Origin of the sequence: Pseudomonas quebecensis (genome assembly GCF_026410085.1) — a bacterium.
Classification (GTDB): domain Bacteria; phylum Pseudomonadota; class Gammaproteobacteria; order Pseudomonadales; family Pseudomonadaceae; genus Aquipseudomonas; species Aquipseudomonas quebecensis.
In genome coordinates, this window is sequence record NZ_CP112866.1 from 582,992 (window position 1) to 601,016 (window position 18,025).

The following is an 18,025-nucleotide window of genomic DNA, read 5'->3' on the forward strand; positions in this document are numbered from 1 at the left end:
TGCGGCCCGCCCGTTGCGCTCACTACGGCAGTGCCTGCGCATGAGGGAATGACAGGGTGTCCAGCAAGCGGTCGATTAATAACTCACCCAGCACGATCAACTGTTGGCTGGCCAACAACTTCTGACGATGCGCACCTTCCAGCTCGAACGCCAGGTCGGTGGTCATGACGTTCAATGCGGCCAGGGTTTCGCAGGCTTGGACCAGTAATGCTTCCGGGGGGATGTTTGGGGCGATGGTGAAGATGTTGGGGGTTGGGGGTTTGGGGGGTTGGGGGTGATTTTTTTCATGGTTCAAACTCCTTGATTGATGGAGTCGCCAAACATCGCTGCTAAACGAAAAGGGTGGCGACTGTGCGCGGGTTAGCAGACCAGGAATCAAGGAACCCGGCGCACCCGAAGGTGCCCCACGCACAGCCGCCATAATTCGTACAAGTCGATGCTGGAAGCATCGCTCGAACGGTAGGTGGCTTTGCAGGCCTTGATGTTAAACGAGCTGCTAAACCCGGTCGCTGATTTTGCAGCGACGCAAGGAGGCTATCTGCGTAGGAGTTGTTGCACCAGTTCATCACGAGCGCTGCATGTTGAAGGAGATTTCTGAGGAGTGACCAGGTGGGTGTTTCCGGAGAGTAAAAACGACAAAACCCGCACGGGGCGGGTTTTGTCGATGCTTTGAGTTGGTGGAGCCGGGGGGATTTGAACCCCCGTCCGCCAGTACTCCGCTGTCGGTACTACATGCGTAGCCGTGTCTATTAAGTTAACCCTTGGCGACCCGACGGGCAGGGTGCTTTGGGCGAGTTGTGTAAGTTTTAGCCGCTTCGTCCACAACGTACTGCACGGCGATTCTGTTCTATATGACAATCATTTTGGGTTTACAGACATCCCCTGATGATTGCTGGGCCCGAAGGCACCAGGAGTGCATGTCAGCTGCAATTAAGCAGCGAGAGCAGCACCGTATTGGTCGTCATTGGCAACTATAAGAAGTTGCAACAGTGGATTTACGAGTTCTGTTACCAACTCGGCATGCACCTAAAGTTTCGCAACCGGCGTCGAATCCTAAACGGCCCCGTGCTTGTAACTCGTTGTTTCATAGTGAGTGACAAGCCTGTGCAGTGTACGCCAAACGGTCACGGAAGGCCAACCCGAAGGTTGGCACATTCGTTCACTGACCGCCTTTCTCGCTATTTTGCAGGTCCTGAAGCGCCTTGGAGGTGATCTCGATGCACTTCTTGTCATCACCCGCCTCATGGGCTGCTTTGGCTTGAGCCACCGCCGTGTCGATTTCACCGCTTTTGCCGCTGGTGTCGGTGGCGAGCAGTGCCTTGCCGTTGTTGATTTTATCCAGGTTGATCTGGCACAGGTCTTTGTCACCGGCAGCGAAAGCGGAAGGGGCCAGCATCGCAGCGGTAATGAACAAGCCAGCAAGAGCGGAACGCTTCATTGGGTATCTCCTTGCGAAAAAAAGCTGGACGCTGCTGGCGTTCGACGGCTGCCAGCGACATCAGTGAAGGCCTCGTTTGTCGAGGCCTGTTCAGATGACTACGCCGGCGCGCAGGGGTTCTGTTTTTTTGCAGGGTTTAATGGACGCGGGCCTGGGTTACCCGGTCCACCAGGTAGACCAGCCCGTGGTAATCAATGCCGCCGTGCTGGCTCAGGCCGATCTCGCAGGTGCGGCTGGTGGAAATGCCTTCGCTGCAAAATTGCACCGCATCCTTGAGCGACCGCAGCGAATGGGCATTGAGTTCCGGCGTGGTGAAGCCCTTGTCACCGGCAAAGCCGCAGCAGTGAATGCCCTCCGGGACGATCACGGTACTGGCGCAACGTCGGGCCAGTTCGATCAGCGCCTGGCTTTCGCCCAGATGCTGGGTGCTGCAGGTGACGTGCACCGCGATGGGCGCTTCCTGTGGTGTGAAATCGAGACGGTCGATGAGGTGCGTGCGGATAAACCGCACCGGGTCATAGAGGTCCAGGCGGGTTTCGCCCAGATCCTGTACCAGGCGCAGGGTGCAGGGGCTGGTGTCGCAGTAGATGGGGTCCAGCCCGCCGCGACTGGCGTGGAGCAGGGCGCCGATCAGTTCCTGACGCTTGTGCTCGGCCTGTTCGGCATAACCTTTGGAAGCGAACGGCTGACCGCAGCACAGGTTGTCCTGATTTTCTGGGATAACCACTTGGTAACCGGCTTTTTCCAGCAGGCCACGGGTTTTGTCGTACAGCGACATCTGCTCCTTGTCACCGGCTGCCGGGCCCATTGCCCGCGACACGCAGGCTGCCAGGTAGACCACGCGAGGCCGTTCGTCAGTGACCGGTGGGCTGAAACGAATGGCTTTTTCCGGCTGCGGCATGGCGGGGGTCCACTGAGGGATTTGCCCTTTGGACAGACGTGTTGCTGCGCCGGACAGTTTGGCCAGGCGCGGTGCCCCCAGCAGCATGCGGGCGCCATTGGCGACATGCAGGGTAAAGCGCGCGCCTTGCAACGCAGTGGCGAAATGGGTGGCGAGCCATTCGGCGGTTTTCGTACGGTCGGCGTCCCTTGCGCGCAGTTTTTTCACCAGATCGCCGGTATTGATTCCCACAGGACAGCGTTGAGCGCAGAGGCCGGTGGCGGCGCAGGTCTCGATGCCCTGGTAGTGGTAGGCCGCCTCCAGTTCGGTGGTATCGACCCCGGCGCGTTTTTTTGCCTGGATGTCGCGCCAGATCACAATGCGCTGGCGCGGGCTCAGGGTCAGCCCTTTGGATGGGCACACCGGCTCGCAGAACCCGCACTCGATGCATTTATCCACCAGCTCATCGGCGGCGGGCAGCGGCTTGAGGTGCTTGAGATGGATCTGTGGGTCGTCGCTGAGCACCACATCCGGATTGAGAATGCCGCTGGGATCAAGCAGGCGCTTGAGTTGCCACATCAATTGGTAGGCGTCGCGGCCCCATTCCAACTCGACGAACGGCGCCATGTTGCGCCCGGTACCGTGTTCGGCCTTGAGCGAACCGCCGAATTCCACCGCAACCAGCTGGGCGACGTCATCCATGAAGGCTTGATAGCGGGTGACTTCCTCACTGCTGTTGAAGCCTTGGGTGAACACGAAGTGCAGATTGCCTTCCAGCGCGTGTCCGAAAAGGATCGCTTCGTCGTAATGATGTTTGTCAAACAGCGCGATCAGGCGGTTTACGCCTACGGCCAGTTGCTCGACCGGGAACGTCACGTCTTCGATGATCACGGTGGTACCGGTCTTGCGCACAGCACCGACGGCGGGGAAGGTGTCTTTACGAATCGCCCACAAACGTGCGTTTTCCACGGGGTCTTCGGTGAAGTCGACCTGTTTTTCCACCGGGAAGCGGGCCAGGGAGGCCATGATCAGGACGAGCTGTTCCTGCAGCAATGAGGACGTTGCCGCGCGGGATTCGATCAACAGTGCGCAGGCATTTTCTGAAAGGTGCTGTACGAATGCAGGCATGCCGGGTTTGTTCTGCACCGAGCGCATGCTGCGTCGATCCAGCAGTTCTACGGCCGATACCGGCTGGGTTTTCAGCACGGTGACGGCGTTGCAGCAAGTTTCCACATCCGGAAAAACAATCAGTGCCGACGCCTTGTTCGGATGATCGACCACAGTGTCGTAGGTGACCGCGCTGATGAACCCCAGGGTGCCCTCGGAGCCCACCAGCAAGTGGCTGAGAATCTCCAGCGGGTCGTCAAAGTCCACCAAGGCGTTAAGTGACAGGCCTGTGGTGTTTTTCAGACGGTATTTGTGGCGAATTTTGGCGGCCAACTCGGTATTTGCCCGCGTTTCGCGTCCCAGTGTCGCCAGGCGGTCCAGCAGTGCGCCATGCTGCGTGCGAAAGGCGCTGACGCTGGCAGGGTCTTCCGTGTCGAGGCGGCTGCCGTCGGCCAGTACCAGACGGATGCCGGCCAGGGTGTGGTAGGTGTTTTGCGCGGTGCCGCAGCACATGCCGCTGGCGTTGTTGGCGACAATGCCGCCGATCTTGCAGGCGTTGATGGAGGCCGGGTCCGGACCGATCTTGCGCCCGAACGGCGCCAGCCAGGCGTTGGCCTGGGCGCCGATCACGCCGGGTTGCAGGCGGATCTGCGTGCCTTGGCCACGAATTTCGCGACCGTTCCAGTTATCGCCCAGCACGATCAGTACCGAGTCGCTGATCGCTTGCCCGGACAAACTGGTGCCGGCGGCACGAAAGGTGACGGGTACTTGGTCGCGTTGGGCCCATTGCAGCAACGCCACGACTTCGTCTTCAGACTCTACGCGGATCACCAGTTGTGGGATCAATCGATAAAAACTGGCGTCTGTGCCGAATGCGAGGGTAGAAAGCGGGTCGTCGAAGCGTCGACTCTTCGGAATCAGCCGTGCGACGTCAGTCAGGAAAGCGGTAGGCAGACTCATCAGTCCTCCAGAAGTAGCTGACGCCGGCGTGATTGTCCGGCGTCGATTCTTACCCTGTTATGTGTAGTCTTCAGTGCACCAGCATACCGGTGAACCAATAAGCCTGAGCCAAGGTGATCAGACCGACGATGGTGGCAAAGAACAGGCTGTGCTTGAGGGTAAAGCGGAACAGGTCGGATTCCTTGCCGACCAGGCCGGTGGCGGCGCAGGCCACGGCGATCGACTGCGGCGAGATCATCTTGCCGGTGACGCCACCGCTGGTGTTGGCCGCAACCAACAGCGTGTCGTTAACACCGATCTGGTGCGCGGTGGTGGCCTGCAGCGAGCTGAACAGTGCGTTGGACGAAGTATCGGAGCCTGTCAGAAAAACCCCCAGCCAGCCGAGGAAAGGCGAGAAGAACGGGAAAGCCGCCCCGGTGCCCGCCAACACCAGCGCCATGGTCGACGACATGCCGGAATAGTTGGTGACGAAGGCAAACGCCAGCACCATGCCAATCGACAGGATCGGCCAGCGCAGTTCGTAAAACGTGTCTTTCAAAGTGGTAAGACCAGTTTTTACGTTGATCTTCAATACCAGCATCGAAATCAGTGCCGAGAAGAAAATCGCGGTGCCGGTGGCTGAAATCGGATCCAGTTTGAACACCGCCGGGATCGCCGTGGGGTTGGTCACAATGGGAGCGACCTTGATCACCAGTTGATCCAGGTGTGGGATCGCGAAGTTGAACACCCAGCTGTACATCGAGCCGCCTGCGGCGAACATGGCCTTGAATGGTTTAAGGGTCCAGATCGTTACCAGCACAGTGAGGATCAGGAAGGGCGACCACGCTTTGAAAATCTGCCCGAGGGTGTAAGGCGATGCGACGGTGCTGCGTGGCTGGCCGAACCCGCCGACGCTGGCGGTTACCGCCGCGCTCGACGTGGCGCCGGCAATTTGCGCGCCTGCGGTGCGCTTGGGCTGCCAGACTTTCAGGAACAGGGTCAGGGCGATCAGGCTGGCGAGCGCCGAGGTGATGTCCGGCAGTTCCGGGCCAATGAAGTTCGAGGTGAAGTATTGGGTGACCGCAAAGCTCAAACCGGCTACCAGGGCTGCCGGCCAGGTTTCGCGCACGCCGCGCAGGCCGTCCATCATAAACACCAGCCAGAACGGCACGAACAGCGACAGCAAAGGCAGTTGACGGCCGGTCATGGCGCCGATCTTGAAAGCGTCGATACCGGTCACTTGGCCTGCCACGATGATCGGGATGCCCAGCGCGCCGAATGCGACGGGTGCGGTGTTGGCAATCAGGCACAAGCCGGCAGCGTACAGCGGGTTGAAACCCAGGCCGACCAGCAGTGCAGCGGTAATGGCCACCGGGGCGCCGAAACCGGCCGCGCCTTCCAGGAAGGCGCCAAAGCAGAAGCCGATCAGCAGCACCTGCAGGCGTTGGTCGTCGGTAATCGACAGAACGGAGCTGCGAATGATCTCGAACTGGCCGCTCTTGACCGTAAGCTTGTAGAGGAACACGGCCGCGACAATGATCCACGCGATGGGCCATAGGCCGTAGGCAAACCCGTAACCGGCAGCGGCCAGTGCCATATCGACGGGCATCTGGAAGGCAAAGATTGCCACCAGGATCGACAGTGCCAGGGTAATGCTACCGGCCACGTGCCCTTTGAGGCGGAACACTGCCAGAGCCAGGAAGAAGAATACGATCGGGATGACGGCGGCCAGGGCGGACAGGCCGAGGCTGCCGAGTGGGCTGTAAAGCTGTTGCCAGGTTTGCATATGGGGTGGCCCCTAATTGTTGTTGGTCAGGCACTTTTTAGTCGACTTGGATAATTGGTAATACCAATTTACAATCGCTGTGGGCTAGGTTAAAAGCCTTCAGGGGATGTGTCAATTTGCCGCCTGCGAAACTTTGGTCGTAGGCGAGCGCGGGCGCGCTTCTGATCGGCAGAAACCAAGGCCTTCTGATAGGTGCCGCAAAGGCGGCGATAGGCCAGAATAGAGGGCCCGGCGAAGGGCCGGGATGGTGGAGAGTGAGTTATGGCGTTTGATCAGGTGCGTCAGCGCCGTTTGTCTGACGATATTGTCGAGCAGCTTGAAGGCATGATCCTTGAAGGCACGCTGAAATCGGGTGAGCGCTTGCCGGCTGAGCGCGCGTTGGCCGAGCAGTTCGGCGTGTCGCGCCCGTCGTTACGCGAGGCTATCCAGAAGCTGGTGGCCAAAGGGTTGCTGGTAAGTCGTCAGGGCGGCGGTAATTATGTCGCGGAGTCTCTGGGCTCGACCTTCAGCGATCCGCTTTTGCACTTGCTGGAAAACAATCCTGAAGCGCAGCGTGATTTGCTGGAGTTTCGTCAGACCCTGGAGGCTTCCTGTGCTTACTACGCGGCATTGCGCGCCACTGAGGTCGACCGTGAGCGTCTCACCGCTGCATTTGAAACGCTGCAGGATTGCTACACCCGCGTCGATGAGGTGAGTCGGGCGGAGGAGGGGGCGGCGGATGCGCGGTTTCATCTGGCGATCGCCGAAGCCAGTCATAATGCGGTGTTGCTGCATACGATTCGTGGTTTGTTCGATCTGCTCAAGCGCAACGTGGTGACCAACATCGGCGGCATGTATCAACAGCGTACCGAAACCCGTGACATGCTGATCAATCAGCATCGGGATTTGTACTTGGCGATTATCGAGGGGCGGGCCGAGCAGGCGCGGGAGGTTTCTACACGTCACCTGCTGTATGTGCAGGAAGTGTTGGAGGAAGTGCGTCAGGAGGTTCAGCGCGTGGCGCGTGCGGAGCGACGCAAGGGGATGTAGCCGCGGCGATTGCCGAGGCCACATCGATACAAGGTTATTCTTCCTTGCCCTTGTTGCGAACCGCGCGGTGCAGCTCGCGGTTGGAATCGCGTTCGCGCTCGGTATCGCGCTTGTCGTATTCCTTTTTGCCCTTGCCCAGTGCGATCTCGCACTTGACCAGGTGTTTGCTCCAATACCAGGACAGGCAGACGCAGGCGTAGCCTTTCTGCTGAACGGCTGCGGCAAGCTTGTCCAGCTCGCGAGCGTTAAGCAGCAGCTTGCGGGTGCGCACCGGGTCGGCGATCACATGGGTGCTCGCGGTGGTCAGCGGGGTAATATGGCTGCCTAACAGCCAAGCCTCGCCATCCTTGAGCAGCACATAACTGTCGACCAGCTGCAATTTGCTGGCACGCAGACTTTTTACTTCCCAGCCGGCCAGGACCAGACCAGCCTCGAAACGATGTTCGATGAAGTAATCGTGTCGCGCTTTTTTATTTTGCGCGATGGTCCCTGTGGGGTGTTTCTTTTGTTTAGCCATAGGGGCGGCATTATAGGCAGTTGCGAGCGTGTCGGCTACGGTCAACCTGCGTGCTTGAGCGTGTTGGATGAATCCCGGACAATGCGGGCAGTTCTTTGGTTTTTTTCTCTCGCGAATCGGGCTGTTCTTTCGCGATGTTTGCCGCTCAGCTGTGGAAATAACGCACACATGACGACGCATATTCAACGTTCGGCGCTGCTGCCCTATCCGGCACAGGCGCTCTATGATCTGGTCAACGACGTGGCGCGTTATCCGGAATTCCTGCCGTGGTGCTCAACTGCCGAAGTGCTGGAGAGCAGTGCCGAGCACATGGTTGCCAGTGTTGGTGTCGCCAAGGGCGGCCTGAGTCAGCATTTTGTCACGCGCAATGTATTGGTGCCGGGCAAGTCCATTGAGATGAATCTGCAGGAAGGGCCCTTTACGCAGTTGCATGGTGTGTGGGTGTTCAAGGCGCTAACGGACAAGGCCTGCAAAATCAGTCTTGACCTGTCTTTCGAATACGCAGGGCCTATCGTGCGTGCGACGCTGGGGCCCTTGTTCAATCAGGCGGCCAATACGTTAGTGGATGCTTTCTGTCAGCGGGCCAAGCAGCTGCATGGTTGAAATCGAAGTGGTGCATGCTGCTGAGGATCGCCAGGTCTTGCTCGCGGTGACGGTGCCGGTGGGCACCAGCGTGCGCGAAGCGGTTCGGCTTTCCAGGATCCTGGAGCAGTTCCCTGATGTTGACGCTGAAACATGCGTGCTGGGGATATTCGGCAAGGTGGTTGCTGACGCCGATCTTCGCGCTGTGCACGCAGGTGATCGCATTGAGGTCTACCGCCCGTTGCTGGCTGACCCTAAGGAGATTCGTAGGTTGCGCGCAGCCAAGGCAGCGCTTGCCAGGCAGCGAAACCCTTAGGATTTCCGCCCGACAGGTACAAAAAAGCCCGGCACGCCGGGCTTTTTAATGGCCGCACAGTTACTGCGGGCTGGTGTCCAGAGGCTGAGGCGTCGGGACTGGCACGGTTTCCACGCCGTCGACGTCTTTTTGGATCTTGTCCAGCAAGGAGCCAGGTTTGGCCGGAACCTCGGACTTCGGCTTTTCGCCTTCCTGAGCGGGAGCCGTCACGTTCGTGGCGTTGTCTTTACCCAGCAAGGCTTCATCGCGGCTTACGCCGGGCATGAAGTCACCGGACAGGCTGACAAGCTGGTCATTGCCATTAAAAATGACGCTGACGCGCTCCTGCTGGCGCTCACCGCCACCAGGCTGAATGCTGTAGAGATAATCCCAGCGATCGGCATGGAAAGTGTCGGTCAGCAGGGGGTTACCCATGATAAACCTTACCTGCCGTCGGGTCATTCCGGGGCGTAACTGGTCTATCATGTCCTGCGTGACGACATTGCCCTGCTGGATGTCGATTTTGTAAACCCCGGGGAATGAACAACCGGCGAGTGCGAGCAGTCCCACAAAGGTGAAACTGGTTAGCAAGAGCTTGGTGTTTTGCATCGGTGGGCGACTTCCACTATCTTGGCTGGGACAACGTAAACGCCGATCATACCCGTATTAAGAGAAGCTGCGAAGCAGCATCCGCGAGAAAGCTAACCATGGTTGAAAATAGCGAACTACGCAAAGCCGGTCTCAAAGTGACTCTGCCACGCGTCAAGATTCTACAAATGCTCGATTCTGCTGAGCAGCGCCACATGAGTGCCGAGGATGTTTACAAGGCGCTGATGGAGTCCAATGAGGACGTTGGCCTGGCCACGGTTTATCGTGTGCTCACCCAGTTTGAAGCCGCGGGGCTGGTGGTTCGTCATAATTTCGACGGCGGTCACGCAGTATTTGAACTGGCTGACGGCGGTCATCACGACCACATGGTTGACCTGGATACCAACGAGGTTATCGAGTTCACCAGCACGGAAATCGAAGAGCTTCAGCACAAAATCGCTGAGGAGCATGGCTTCGATTTGGTGGATCACAATCTCGTGTTGTACATCCGTAAGAAAAAGTAAAAAGCTACGCAGACGCTCTGCGAAACGATCGAAGGCGACCTCAGGGTCGCCTTCGTGCTTTCTATATAGGGATAAGATCAGGCCTTGGTGGCAACCACCATCTTCTTCGCATGTGCCAGCGATTCTTTCGTCAGGTCGATGCCGCCCAGCATGCGCGCAACCTCTTCTACGCGTTCCGATTTGTTCAGTTTGGACACTGCTGTGCGTGTTGCGTCGCTGCCTCGCACCTTGTGTACAAACAAATGCTGGTGTCCTTGGGCGGCCACCTGTGGCAAGTGGGTGACGGTAAGGACCTGGCCTCGATCCCCCAGGCGACGCAACAGTTGCCCGACAATTTCTGCCGTCGGCCCACCAATACCCACGTCCACCTCATCGAATACCAGCGTCGGTACGCGGGAGGTCTGTGCGGTAATCACCTGAATGGCCAGGCTGATGCGTGACAGTTCACCGCCTGAGGCAACTTTTGCCAGCGCCTTGAGCGGTTGCCCAGGGTTGGCACTGACCAACAGTTCTACCTGTTCAAGGCCGTGGGGTTGCAGCTCATTGCTGGCGTTGGTGCGCAGTTCGATCGTGAAACGCCCGCCCGGCATGCCGAGGCGCTGAATCTCCTGCTCGACCGCGCCGGCAAGGCTGGTCGCGGCTTTATGGCGCAGCTCGCTCAGTTCTTGAGCCTTCTCCTGGTAGTGGCGAGCATAAGAGGCAAGTTCGTCACCCAGGCGCTCAATGGATTCATCGTTCGCGTTCAGCGTTTCGATTTCATCCAGCAGTTTTTGCTGCATTGCTGCCACTTCGGTGGGCTGGATTCGATGCTTGCGCGCCAGTGTGTAGATAGTGTCCAGGCGTTCCTCTATCTCTTGCAGGCGCGCCGGGTCGGCATCGAAGTGATCCAGGAAACGGTTCAGCTCGCCCACCGCTTCTTCCACCTGGATTTGTGCACTGGTAAGTAACGTGGTGGCTTCGCTCAGGGAGCTGGAAGCGTTGTTCACACTGGACAGGCGATTGAGGCTGGCGGTGAGTGCGTTGAGCACATTGCCGGAATCGCTCTCGCTGCATTGCTCCACTACCTGGCGGCAGATGCCCAAAAGAGTTTCGGCATTGGTGAGGTTCTTGTGTTCCTGTTCCAGTTGCTCCAGCTCCGTTTCACCAAGGCCCAAGCTCTCCAATTCTTCAAGCTGGTAGCTGAGCAACTGATGGCGCGCACGTTGTTCGTCACCGGAGTTGGAGAGCCGCTCGAGTTCCTGGCGCGTCTGGCGCCAGCGTTGTGCGGCGAGTTGCACTTGCCTGGCAAGGTCGGTGGCGCCGGCGTATTCGTCGAGCAGGCGACGATGTGTATCGGTTTTCAGGAGTGACTGGTGCTCGTGCTGGCTGTGGATATCGATCAAAAGCTCGCCCAGGGCTTTCAGGTCGCCAAGCGGGCAGGGGGTTCCGTTGATATAGCCGCGCGAACGCCCTTCGGCGGTGATGACCCTGCGCAGGATGCACGGCCCTTCATGGTTGAGGTCGCGCTCAGCCAGCCAGGCTTCAGCTTCGGGAATGTCGGCCAGGTCGAACGTGGCGAGAATATCGGCCTTGTCCGCGCCGGGGCGTACTACGCCGCTGTCGGCGCGATCGCCCAGGGTCAGCCCCAGCGCGTCGAGCATGATCGACTTGCCGGCGCCGGTTTCGCCTGTGATTACGCTCATCCCGCGATCCAGTTCGAGATCCAGGTGTTCAACGATGGCGTAGTTATGTACGGACAGGTGCACGAGCATGATGACCGCTCCCAGGCTTTAGGTCTGGTTATTTATACAGTGTTTTGTTCAGCCCTGACAATCCTGATGCTTAGCTCGATTTGCTTGAATTTCGACATTTTTTAGCGCAAACGGGAATGTGTGGGCAGGAATCATCCGTGTCCGGGTGAGAGATTTTTGGTATCGCCTGAGCCCTTGAACCTGAAAATTGTGGCCCCATATACCGGAACAGAAGCGCGAGTTGTGTTCGCGCATGATTTTGAAAGGAGAGAATCTATGGCTGACGAACAGACGCAGGATACGCAAACTCCAGACGCCAATTCGGCTGTCGGTGATGAACTGGCAACTCGTGTGCAAGTGCTCGAAGAGCAATTGGCTGCTGCGCAGGATCAGTCGTTGCGTGTTGCCGCCGATCTGCAGAACGTCCGCCGCCGTGCCGAGCAGGATGTAGAAAAAGCGCATAAATTCGCACTGGAAAAATTTGCCAGTGACCTGCTGCCGATTATGGACAGCCTGGAGCGCGGCCTCGAGCTGTCCAATCCGGATGATGAAAACATTCGTGCGATGCGTGAAGGCATTGAGCTGACCCTGAAAATGTTCCAGGACACGCTCAAGCGTTATCAGCTCGAAGCCATCGATCCGCAGGGCGGCGAGCCCTTCAATGCTGAGCACCACCAGGCAATGGCCATGCAGGAAAGCCATGACCTGGAACCTAACAGTGTGCTGAAGGTGTTCCAGAAAGGTTATCTGCTCAACGGTCGTTTGCTGCGCCCGGCAATGGTGGTGGTTAGCAAGGCGCCAGCACCCGCTGCACCTTCTATTGATGAGCAGGCTTGAAATTCGCCGCAAGGCCCCCATTTATAAGTCAAGCGATTAAGTGCTACCGCAGTTAGCCACAACTGCTGCGGCAACCAAATTCAAGTTTCGGGAGAGTAAATCATGGGCAAAATTATCGGTATCGACCTGGGGACCACCAACTCGTGCGTCTCGGTCATGGAAAACGGCAAAGCCAAAGTCATTGAGAACGCAGAAGGCGCACGTACTACGCCTTCGATCATCGCTTACGCCAACGACGGCGAGATCCTTGTGGGTCAGTCGGCCAAGCGTCAGGCAGTGACTAACCCTCATAACACGCTGTACGCAGTAAAGCGTCTGATCGGTCGTAAATTCGACGAAGAAGTCGTACAGAAAGACATCAAGATGGTGCCTTACAAAATCGCCAAGGCTGATAACGGTGACGCCTGGGTTGAAGTGAACGGCAACAAAATGTCCGCGCCGCAGATCTCGGCTGAAGTCTTGAAAAAGATGAAGAAGACTGCCGAAGACTACCTGGGTGAAGCGGTCACCGAAGCGGTGATCACCGTTCCGGCTTACTTCAACGACAGCCAGCGCCAGGCAACCAAAGACGCCGGCCGCATCGCGGGCCTGGATGTAAAACGTATCATCAACGAACCGACTGCTGCGGCCCTGGCCTACGGTATGGACAAGGCCAAGGGCGATCACACTGTGATCGTTTATGACTTGGGCGGTGGTACTTTCGACGTTTCGGTGATCGAGATTGCTGAAGTCGACGGCGAACACCAGTTCGAAGTATTAGCTACCAACGGCGACACCTTCCTGGGTGGCGAGGACTTTGATATTCGTCTGATTGACTATCTCGTTGACGAATTCAAGAAAGAAACCAGCATGAACCTCAAGGGTGACCCGCTGGCCATGCAGCGTCTGAAGGAAGCGGCCGAGAAAGCCAAGATCGAGCTTTCGTCGAGCATGTCGACTGACGTCAACCTGCCGTACATCACTGCAGATGCCACCGGTCCTAAGCACTTGAACGTGAAGATTTCTCGCGCCAAGTTGGAAGCACTGGTTGAAGACCTGGTTCAGCGTACCATCGAGCCTTGCCGCATTGCACTGAAAGACGCCGGTATCGACGTTGGTTCCATCAACGACGTGATCCTGGTGGGCGGCCAGACCCGTATGCCGCTGGTTCAGCAGAAAGTTACTGAATTCTTCGGTAAAGAAGCGCGTAAAGATGTGAACCCGGACGAAGCAGTTGCCATGGGTGCTGCCATCCAGGGCGCGGTATTGGCCGGCGATGTAAAAGATGTGCTGCTGCTGGACGTCAGCCCGCTGACCCTGGGTATCGAAACCATGGGTGGCGTGATGACCGCGCTGATCGAGAAAAACACCACGATTCCTACCAAGAAATCCCAGGTGTTCTCGACTGCCGATGACAACCAGGGCGCTGTGACTATTCACGTGCTGCAAGGTGAGCGTAAGCAGGCTTCCCAGAACAAATCCCTGGGCAAGTTCGACCTGGCCGATATTCCACCAGCGCCACGTGGTGTGCCACAAATCGAAGTGACTTTCGACATCGACGCCAACGGCATCCTGCACGTAGGTGCGAAGGACAAAGCGACCGGCAAAGAGCAGAAGATCACCATCAAGGCCAACTCCGGTCTGTCTGATGAAGAAATTCAACAGATGATTCGTGATGCTGAAGCCAACGCTGATGCGGATGCCAAGTTCGCTGAACTGGCTGGCGCTCGTAACCAGGGCGATGCTTTGGTTCACTCGACCCGCAAAATGGTCGTGGACGCTGGTGAGAAGGTTACGGCTGAAGAGAAAGCTGCAATCGAGGCTGCCGTGGTTGCCCTGGAAGCCGCCGTCAAAGGCGACGACAAGGCCGCCATTGAAGCCAAGATTGAAGAGTTGTCGAAAGTCTCTGCGCCAGTGGCTCAGAAGATGTACGCAGAGCAGGCTCAGCCGGCGGACGGTGCTGCACAACAGGCAGAACCGGAAGCCAAGCATGACGACGTTGTCGATGCTGAGTTCGAAGAAGTCAAAGAAGACCAGAAGAAGTAACTTGGTCGCCCGGTTGACCGCTTTCAAGCGGTGACTGGTAGGATGTCGCCGCGCGGGAGCTTGCTCCCGCGTTGGCGTGTCTGGGGTATGCGAATTTTTACAGCATGCGACATCAGTCGGATGCTGGCGGTGTGATCGGGGATGCTCCTGCTTTCCGAGTATTGACCACCGCGTTTTTGGCCGGGTCCCTGGCTAAAAGCAGTAATGACCAGGATCGTTGAATTGACGTGAGTTGGGTCCGGGCCTGTATTGGGGCTCAACGAGTTTGGCAAGGCTCAGGAGGGTCTGGCTGGACGTCCTTAAGAGTGCAAAGACTTATGGCAAAGCGTGACTATTACGAAGTTTTGGGTGTGGAGCGTGGGGCCAGCGAGGCTGAGCTGAAAAAGGCTTACCGCCGCCTGGCGATGAAGCACCACCCGGACCGTAATCCGGATAACAAAGAATCCGAAGACATGTTCAAAGAGGCCAATGAGGCCTACGAATGCTTGTGTGATCCCAATAAGCGCGCGGCCTACGACCAGTACGGTCATGCCGGCGTCGACCCGAGCATGGGTGGCGGTGGTGCCGGTTTTGGTGGTCAGAATTTCTCTGATATTTTCGGTGACGTGTTCAGCGACTTCTTTGGTGGTGGTCGTGGTGGTCAGCGTGGCGGTGCCCAGCGTGGCAGTGATCTGCGTTACACGCTTGAGTTGAATCTGGAAGAGGCCGTGCGCGGCACCAGCGTCAACATTCGCGTGCCTACGCTGGTCAACTGCAAGCCGTGCGACGGCTCCGGTGCCAAGAAGGGGTCTTCGCCCATCACCTGCCCTACGTGTGGCGGTATTGGCCAGGTTCGGATGCAGCAAGGGTTCTTCTCGGTGCAGCAGACGTGCCCGCGTTGCCATGGACAGGGCAAGATCATTTCCGATCCGTGCGACGCCTGCCACGGCGAAGGCCGCGTCGAAGAGTACAAGACCTTGTCGGTCAAAGTGCCGGCCGGTGTGGATACCGGTGATCGCATTCGTCTGTCGGGCGAAGGTGAGGCAGGCGCGCAGGGTGGGCCTACTGGCGACTTGTACGTGGTGATCAGTGTGCGCGAGCACGCGATCTTCCAGCGTGACGGCAAGCATCTGTTCTGTGAGGTTCCAATCAGCTTTGTGGATGCGGCATTGGGTGGCGAGCTTGAGATTCCGACCCTTGATGGTCGCGTCAAGCTGAAGATTCCTGAAGGCACGCAGACCGGCAAGCAGTTCCGCATTCGTGGCAAGGGCGTGGCGCCGGTGCGCGGTGGTGGGGCGGGTGACTTGATGTGTCGCGTGGCGGTAGAAACACCGGTCAACCTGGGCCGCCGCCAGCGCGAGTTGCTCGAGGAATTCCGCAGCTCCCTGGAGGGCGATGACACCCATTCGCCGAAAACCACCGGTTTCTTCGAAGGCGTGAAGCGCTTCTTCGGCGACCTGTAAGGAAGTGAATATGCGACGTATAGCCGTAATGGGCGCTGCCGGGCGCATGGGCAAGACTTTGGTCGAAGCGGTGCAGTTGCGTTCACCGGCCTCCGGGCTGACGGCGGCGATCGTTCGCCCTGGCAGCACGTTGATCGGTGCGGATGCGGGAGAGCTGGCCTCCTTGGGGCGTATCGGCGTTTCGCTGTCGGGCAGCCTGGAGCAAGTGGCTGATGAGTTCGATGTGTTGATCGACTTCACGTTGCCTGAAGTGATGCTCAAGAACCTGGCGTTCTGCCGCAAGTCGGGCAAGGCCATGGTGATTGGTACCACGGGGCTGACTGCCGAGCAGAAGCAGTTGCTGGTGGAGGCGGGCAAGGATATTCCCGTGGTGTTTGCCGCCAACTTCAGCGTTGGCGTGAACCTGTCGCTCAAACTGTTGGACATGGCCGCGCGAGTGCTGGGCGATGAAGCGGATATCGAGATTATCGAGACCCACCATCGCCACAAGATCGATGCGCCTTCTGGTACGGCGCTGCGCATGGGGGAAGCCATTGCCGATGCGTTGGGTCGTGACCTGTCGAAGGTCGCGGTTTACGGTCGTGAGGGCCATACCGGTGCTCGGGCGCGCGACACCATTGGCTTTGCGACCGTGCGTGGTGGCGATGTGGTGGGTGACCATACGGTGTTATTCGCCACTGAGGGCGAGCGCCTTGAGATCACGCACAAGGCTTCCAGTCGCATGACATTCGCCAAGGGCGCCGTACGCGCTGCGCTTTGGCTGGAGGGGCGCGAGCCTGGCTTGTACGACATGCGTGACGTGCTGGATCTGCACTAATCAGTAGCTAAAACGGGTGCCCAGGATTATCCTGAGCCCCCGTTTTTAACCGCTAGGCGACGTCCTGTCGCATTCCCCTGCCTTTAAGGCTCTTTAGCGGTGGACCCAAAAAGCCTTTTTCTGTAAGCTACAGCTTTAGTGTGTCCACTAAAAGCGCGCAGAATAATTCAGTGAACAAGCGGGGTGACGTGTCCATACGTCACTCCGCTTTTTTACAACCTGCGATCGCCCCTTCAGGCTTTATCTACGGGAGGTCTTCTTGACTAAGCCAGCCATACTCGCCCTTGCTGATGGCAGCATTTTTCGCGGCGAAGCCATTGGAGCCGACGGTCAAACCGTTGGAGAGGTAGTGTTTAACACTGCCATGACCGGCTATCAGGAAATCCTTACCGATCCTTCCTACGCCCAACAGATCGTTACCCTGACTTATCCACACATCGGCAATACCGGTACTACCCCGGAAGATGTCGAGTCTGATCGTGTCTGGTCCGCGGGCCTGGTGATTCGTGATCTGCCGCTGGTCGCGAGCAACTGGCGTAACACGATGTCGCTGTCCGATTACTTGAAAGCCAACAATGTGGTGGCTATCGCCGGTATCGACACGCGTCGCCTGACACGCATCCTGCGTGAAAAAGGCTCGCAGAACGGCTGCATCCTCGCCGGTGAGAATATTTCTGAAGAGGCGGCGATTGCGGCCGCGCAAGGCTTTCCCGGCCTCAAAGGCATGGACCTGGCGAAGGTCGTCAGCACCAAGGACAAGTACGAGTGGCGCTCCACCGTCTGGGACCTGAAGACCGACAGCCACGAGACCATCGACGCCGCCGAGCTGCCTTACCACGTAGTGGCCTACGACTATGGCATCAAGTACAACATCCTGCGCATGCTGGTCGAGCGCGGCTGCCGGGTGACGGTTGTACCTGCACAAACGCCTGCCATCGATGTGCTGGCTCTGCAGCCGGACGGTGTGTTCCTGTCCAACGGCCCAGGTGATCCTGAGCCTTGCGACTACGCCATCCAGGCGATCAAGGACGTGCTGGAAACCGAGATCCCGGTATTCGGTATCTGCCTGGGCCACCAGCTGCTGGCTCTGGCCTCCGGTGCCAAAACCCTGAAAATGGGCCACGGCCACCACGGCGCCAACCACCCCGTGCAGGACCTGGACACCGGCGTGGTAATGATCACCAGCCAGAACCACGGTTTTGCGGTGGATGAAGCGACCTTGCCGGGCAACGTCCGTGCGATTCACAAGTCGCTGTTTGACGGTTCCCTGCAAGGCATCGAGCGCACCGACAAGAGCGCGTTCAGCTTCCAGGGCCACCCTGAAGCCAGCCCGGGCCCGAACGACGTAGCACCGCTGTTCGACCGTTTCATCAATGAGATGGCCAAGCGACGCTGACTGAGCGGCTTGCGGGTGGCCCCGAAAACCGGTGGCCCCCGCAGGCTCTCTAAAGATTGTCAAGACGGCTTGCCGACTGACCTGCGGATTTGA

At 58.2% G+C, this 18,025-nt stretch carries 15 protein-coding genes, 1 other RNA gene and 1 pseudogene; 9 read left to right on the forward strand and 8 right to left on the reverse strand.

Translation table 11 applies throughout. The features are described 5' to 3' along the window. Window positions 1-22 precede the first annotated feature (22 nt). From OSC50_RS02805 to OSC50_RS02825, 5 genes and pseudogenes are all read right to left on the reverse strand, one after another. Window positions 23-288: pseudogene (locus OSC50_RS02805) on the reverse strand (DUF6124 family protein). Between the two features lie 387 nt (window positions 289-675). Next, window positions 676-1,065, reverse strand: a transfer-messenger RNA (tmRNA) gene (gene ssrA, locus OSC50_RS02810). A gap of 94 nt (window positions 1,066-1,159) precedes the next feature. After that, window positions 1,160-1,438 carry a PA2433 domain-containing protein gene (locus tag OSC50_RS02815; RefSeq protein ID WP_253509425.1) on the reverse strand — a complete coding sequence of 93 codons (279 nt, stop codon included), beginning with the start codon at window positions 1,436-1,438 and terminating at the stop codon, window positions 1,160-1,162. A 136-nt stretch (window positions 1,439-1,574) separates the two neighbouring features. Further along, window positions 1,575-4,385 (reverse strand): FAD-binding and (Fe-S)-binding domain-containing protein, encoded by a 2,811-nt coding sequence (locus OSC50_RS02820; protein WP_266246838.1) that lies wholly within the window; start codon window positions 4,383-4,385, stop codon window positions 1,575-1,577. 70 nt (window positions 4,386-4,455) lie between these two features. After that, entirely contained in the window at window positions 4,456-6,150 is a 1,695-nt protein-coding gene (locus OSC50_RS02825; RefSeq protein ID WP_181080034.1) for a lactate permease LctP family transporter, read from the reverse strand. 261 nt (window positions 6,151-6,411) lie between these two features. On the opposite strand from OSC50_RS02825, the gene OSC50_RS02830 reads away from it, so the two are divergent. Next, window positions 6,412-7,179 (forward strand): GntR family transcriptional regulator, encoded by a 768-nt coding sequence (locus OSC50_RS02830; protein WP_181080033.1) that lies wholly within the window; start codon window positions 6,412-6,414, stop codon window positions 7,177-7,179. Window positions 7,180-7,213: 34 nt separating this feature from the next. Here the strand turns inward: OSC50_RS02830 and smpB are convergent, their stop codons facing one another. After that, window positions 7,214-7,696 carry an SsrA-binding protein SmpB gene (gene smpB, locus OSC50_RS02835; protein WP_024077453.1) on the reverse strand — a complete coding sequence of 161 codons (483 nt, stop codon included), beginning with the start codon at window positions 7,694-7,696 and terminating at the stop codon, window positions 7,214-7,216. A 168-nt stretch (window positions 7,697-7,864) separates the two neighbouring features. On the opposite strand from smpB, the gene OSC50_RS02840 reads away from it, so the two are divergent. Together OSC50_RS02840 and OSC50_RS02845 are read left to right on the forward strand one after the other, a co-directional pair. Continuing rightward, window positions 7,865-8,299 (forward strand): type II toxin-antitoxin system RatA family toxin, encoded by a 435-nt coding sequence (locus tag OSC50_RS02840; RefSeq protein ID WP_181080032.1) that lies wholly within the window; start codon window positions 7,865-7,867, stop codon window positions 8,297-8,299. Next, window positions 8,292-8,594, forward strand: a complete 303-nt coding sequence (locus OSC50_RS02845; RefSeq protein ID WP_266246835.1) for an RnfH family protein — start codon at window positions 8,292-8,294, stop codon at window positions 8,592-8,594. The genes OSC50_RS02840 and OSC50_RS02845 overlap by 8 nt, the downstream gene beginning before the upstream one ends. A 60-nt stretch (window positions 8,595-8,654) precedes the next feature. Here the strand turns inward: OSC50_RS02845 and OSC50_RS02850 are convergent, their stop codons facing one another. Further along, entirely contained in the window at window positions 8,655-9,182 is a 528-nt protein-coding gene (locus OSC50_RS02850) for an outer membrane protein assembly factor BamE (protein WP_181080030.1), read from the reverse strand. 98 nt (window positions 9,183-9,280) lie between these two features. Here OSC50_RS02850 and fur point away from each other — a divergent pair, with 98 nt between their 5' ends. Continuing rightward, on the forward strand, window positions 9,281-9,685 hold the full coding sequence (gene fur, locus OSC50_RS02855) for a ferric iron uptake transcriptional regulator (RefSeq protein WP_181080062.1): 405 nt from the start codon (window positions 9,281-9,283) through the stop codon (window positions 9,683-9,685). Between the two features lie 77 nt (window positions 9,686-9,762). Here fur and recN read toward each other — a convergent pair whose 3' ends face one another. Next, the gene (gene recN, locus OSC50_RS02860; protein WP_253509421.1) at window positions 9,763-11,436 is read right to left on the reverse strand and encodes a DNA repair protein RecN; all 1,674 of its coding nucleotides are present in this window, start codon (window positions 11,434-11,436) and stop codon (window positions 9,763-9,765) included. Window positions 11,437-11,658: 222 nt separating this feature from the next. Between recN and grpE the strand changes: the two genes are divergently transcribed. From grpE to carA, 5 genes are all read left to right on the forward strand, one after another. Continuing rightward, window positions 11,659-12,252, forward strand: coding sequence for a nucleotide exchange factor GrpE (grpE, locus tag OSC50_RS02865; protein WP_266247519.1), 594 nt, complete (start codon window positions 11,659-11,661; stop codon window positions 12,250-12,252). A 102-nt stretch (window positions 12,253-12,354) separates the two neighbouring features. After that, on the forward strand, window positions 12,355-14,277 hold the full coding sequence (gene dnaK, locus OSC50_RS02870; protein WP_181080027.1) for a molecular chaperone DnaK: 1,923 nt from the start codon (window positions 12,355-12,357) through the stop codon (window positions 14,275-14,277). Between the two features lie 317 nt (window positions 14,278-14,594). Next, the gene (dnaJ, locus tag OSC50_RS02875; protein WP_181080026.1) at window positions 14,595-15,719 is read left to right on the forward strand and encodes a molecular chaperone DnaJ; all 1,125 of its coding nucleotides are present in this window, start codon (window positions 14,595-14,597) and stop codon (window positions 15,717-15,719) included. 10 nt (window positions 15,720-15,729) lie between these two features. Beyond that, a complete protein-coding gene (gene dapB, locus OSC50_RS02880) occupies window positions 15,730-16,536 on the forward strand; it encodes a 4-hydroxy-tetrahydrodipicolinate reductase (protein WP_181080025.1) in 807 nt (268 codons plus the stop codon). A gap of 259 nt (window positions 16,537-16,795) precedes the next feature. Beyond that, entirely contained in the window at window positions 16,796-17,932 is a 1,137-nt protein-coding gene (gene carA, locus OSC50_RS02885) for a glutamine-hydrolyzing carbamoyl-phosphate synthase small subunit (RefSeq protein ID WP_266246833.1), read from the forward strand. The last annotated feature ends 93 nt before the right edge of the window (window positions 17,933-18,025 follow it).

Bases quoted from the DNA above. Each gene is read 5' to 3' on its own strand.
- OSC50_RS02815 (WP_253509425.1), bottom strand. From the start codon at position 1,438: ATGAAGCGTTCCGCTCTTGCTGGCTTGTTCATTACCGCTGCGATGCTG.
- OSC50_RS02820 (WP_266246838.1), bottom strand. From the start codon at position 4,385: ATGAGTCTGCCTACCGCTTTCCTGACTGACGTCGCACGGCTGATTCCG.
- OSC50_RS02825 (WP_181080034.1), bottom strand. From the start codon at position 6,150: ATGCAAACCTGGCAACAGCTTTACAGCCCACTCGGCAGCCTCGGCCTG.
- OSC50_RS02830 (WP_181080033.1), top strand. From the start codon at position 6,412: ATGGCGTTTGATCAGGTGCGTCAGCGCCGTTTGTCTGACGATATTGTC.
- smpB (WP_024077453.1), bottom strand. From the start codon at position 7,696: ATGGCTAAACAAAAGAAACACCCCACAGGGACCATCGCGCAAAATAAA.
- OSC50_RS02840 (WP_181080032.1), top strand. From the start codon at position 7,865: ATGACGACGCATATTCAACGTTCGGCGCTGCTGCCCTATCCGGCACAG.
- OSC50_RS02845 (WP_266246835.1), top strand. From the start codon at position 8,292: ATGGTTGAAATCGAAGTGGTGCATGCTGCTGAGGATCGCCAGGTCTTG.
- OSC50_RS02850 (WP_181080030.1), bottom strand. From the start codon at position 9,182: ATGCAAAACACCAAGCTCTTGCTAACCAGTTTCACCTTTGTGGGACTG.
- fur (WP_181080062.1), top strand. From the start codon at position 9,281: ATGGTTGAAAATAGCGAACTACGCAAAGCCGGTCTCAAAGTGACTCTG.
- recN (WP_253509421.1), bottom strand. From the start codon at position 11,436: ATGCTCGTGCACCTGTCCGTACATAACTACGCCATCGTTGAACACCTG.
- dnaK (WP_181080027.1), top strand. From the start codon at position 12,355: ATGGGCAAAATTATCGGTATCGACCTGGGGACCACCAACTCGTGCGTC.
- dnaJ (WP_181080026.1), top strand. From the start codon at position 14,595: ATGGCAAAGCGTGACTATTACGAAGTTTTGGGTGTGGAGCGTGGGGCC.
- dapB (WP_181080025.1), top strand. From the start codon at position 15,730: ATGCGACGTATAGCCGTAATGGGCGCTGCCGGGCGCATGGGCAAGACT.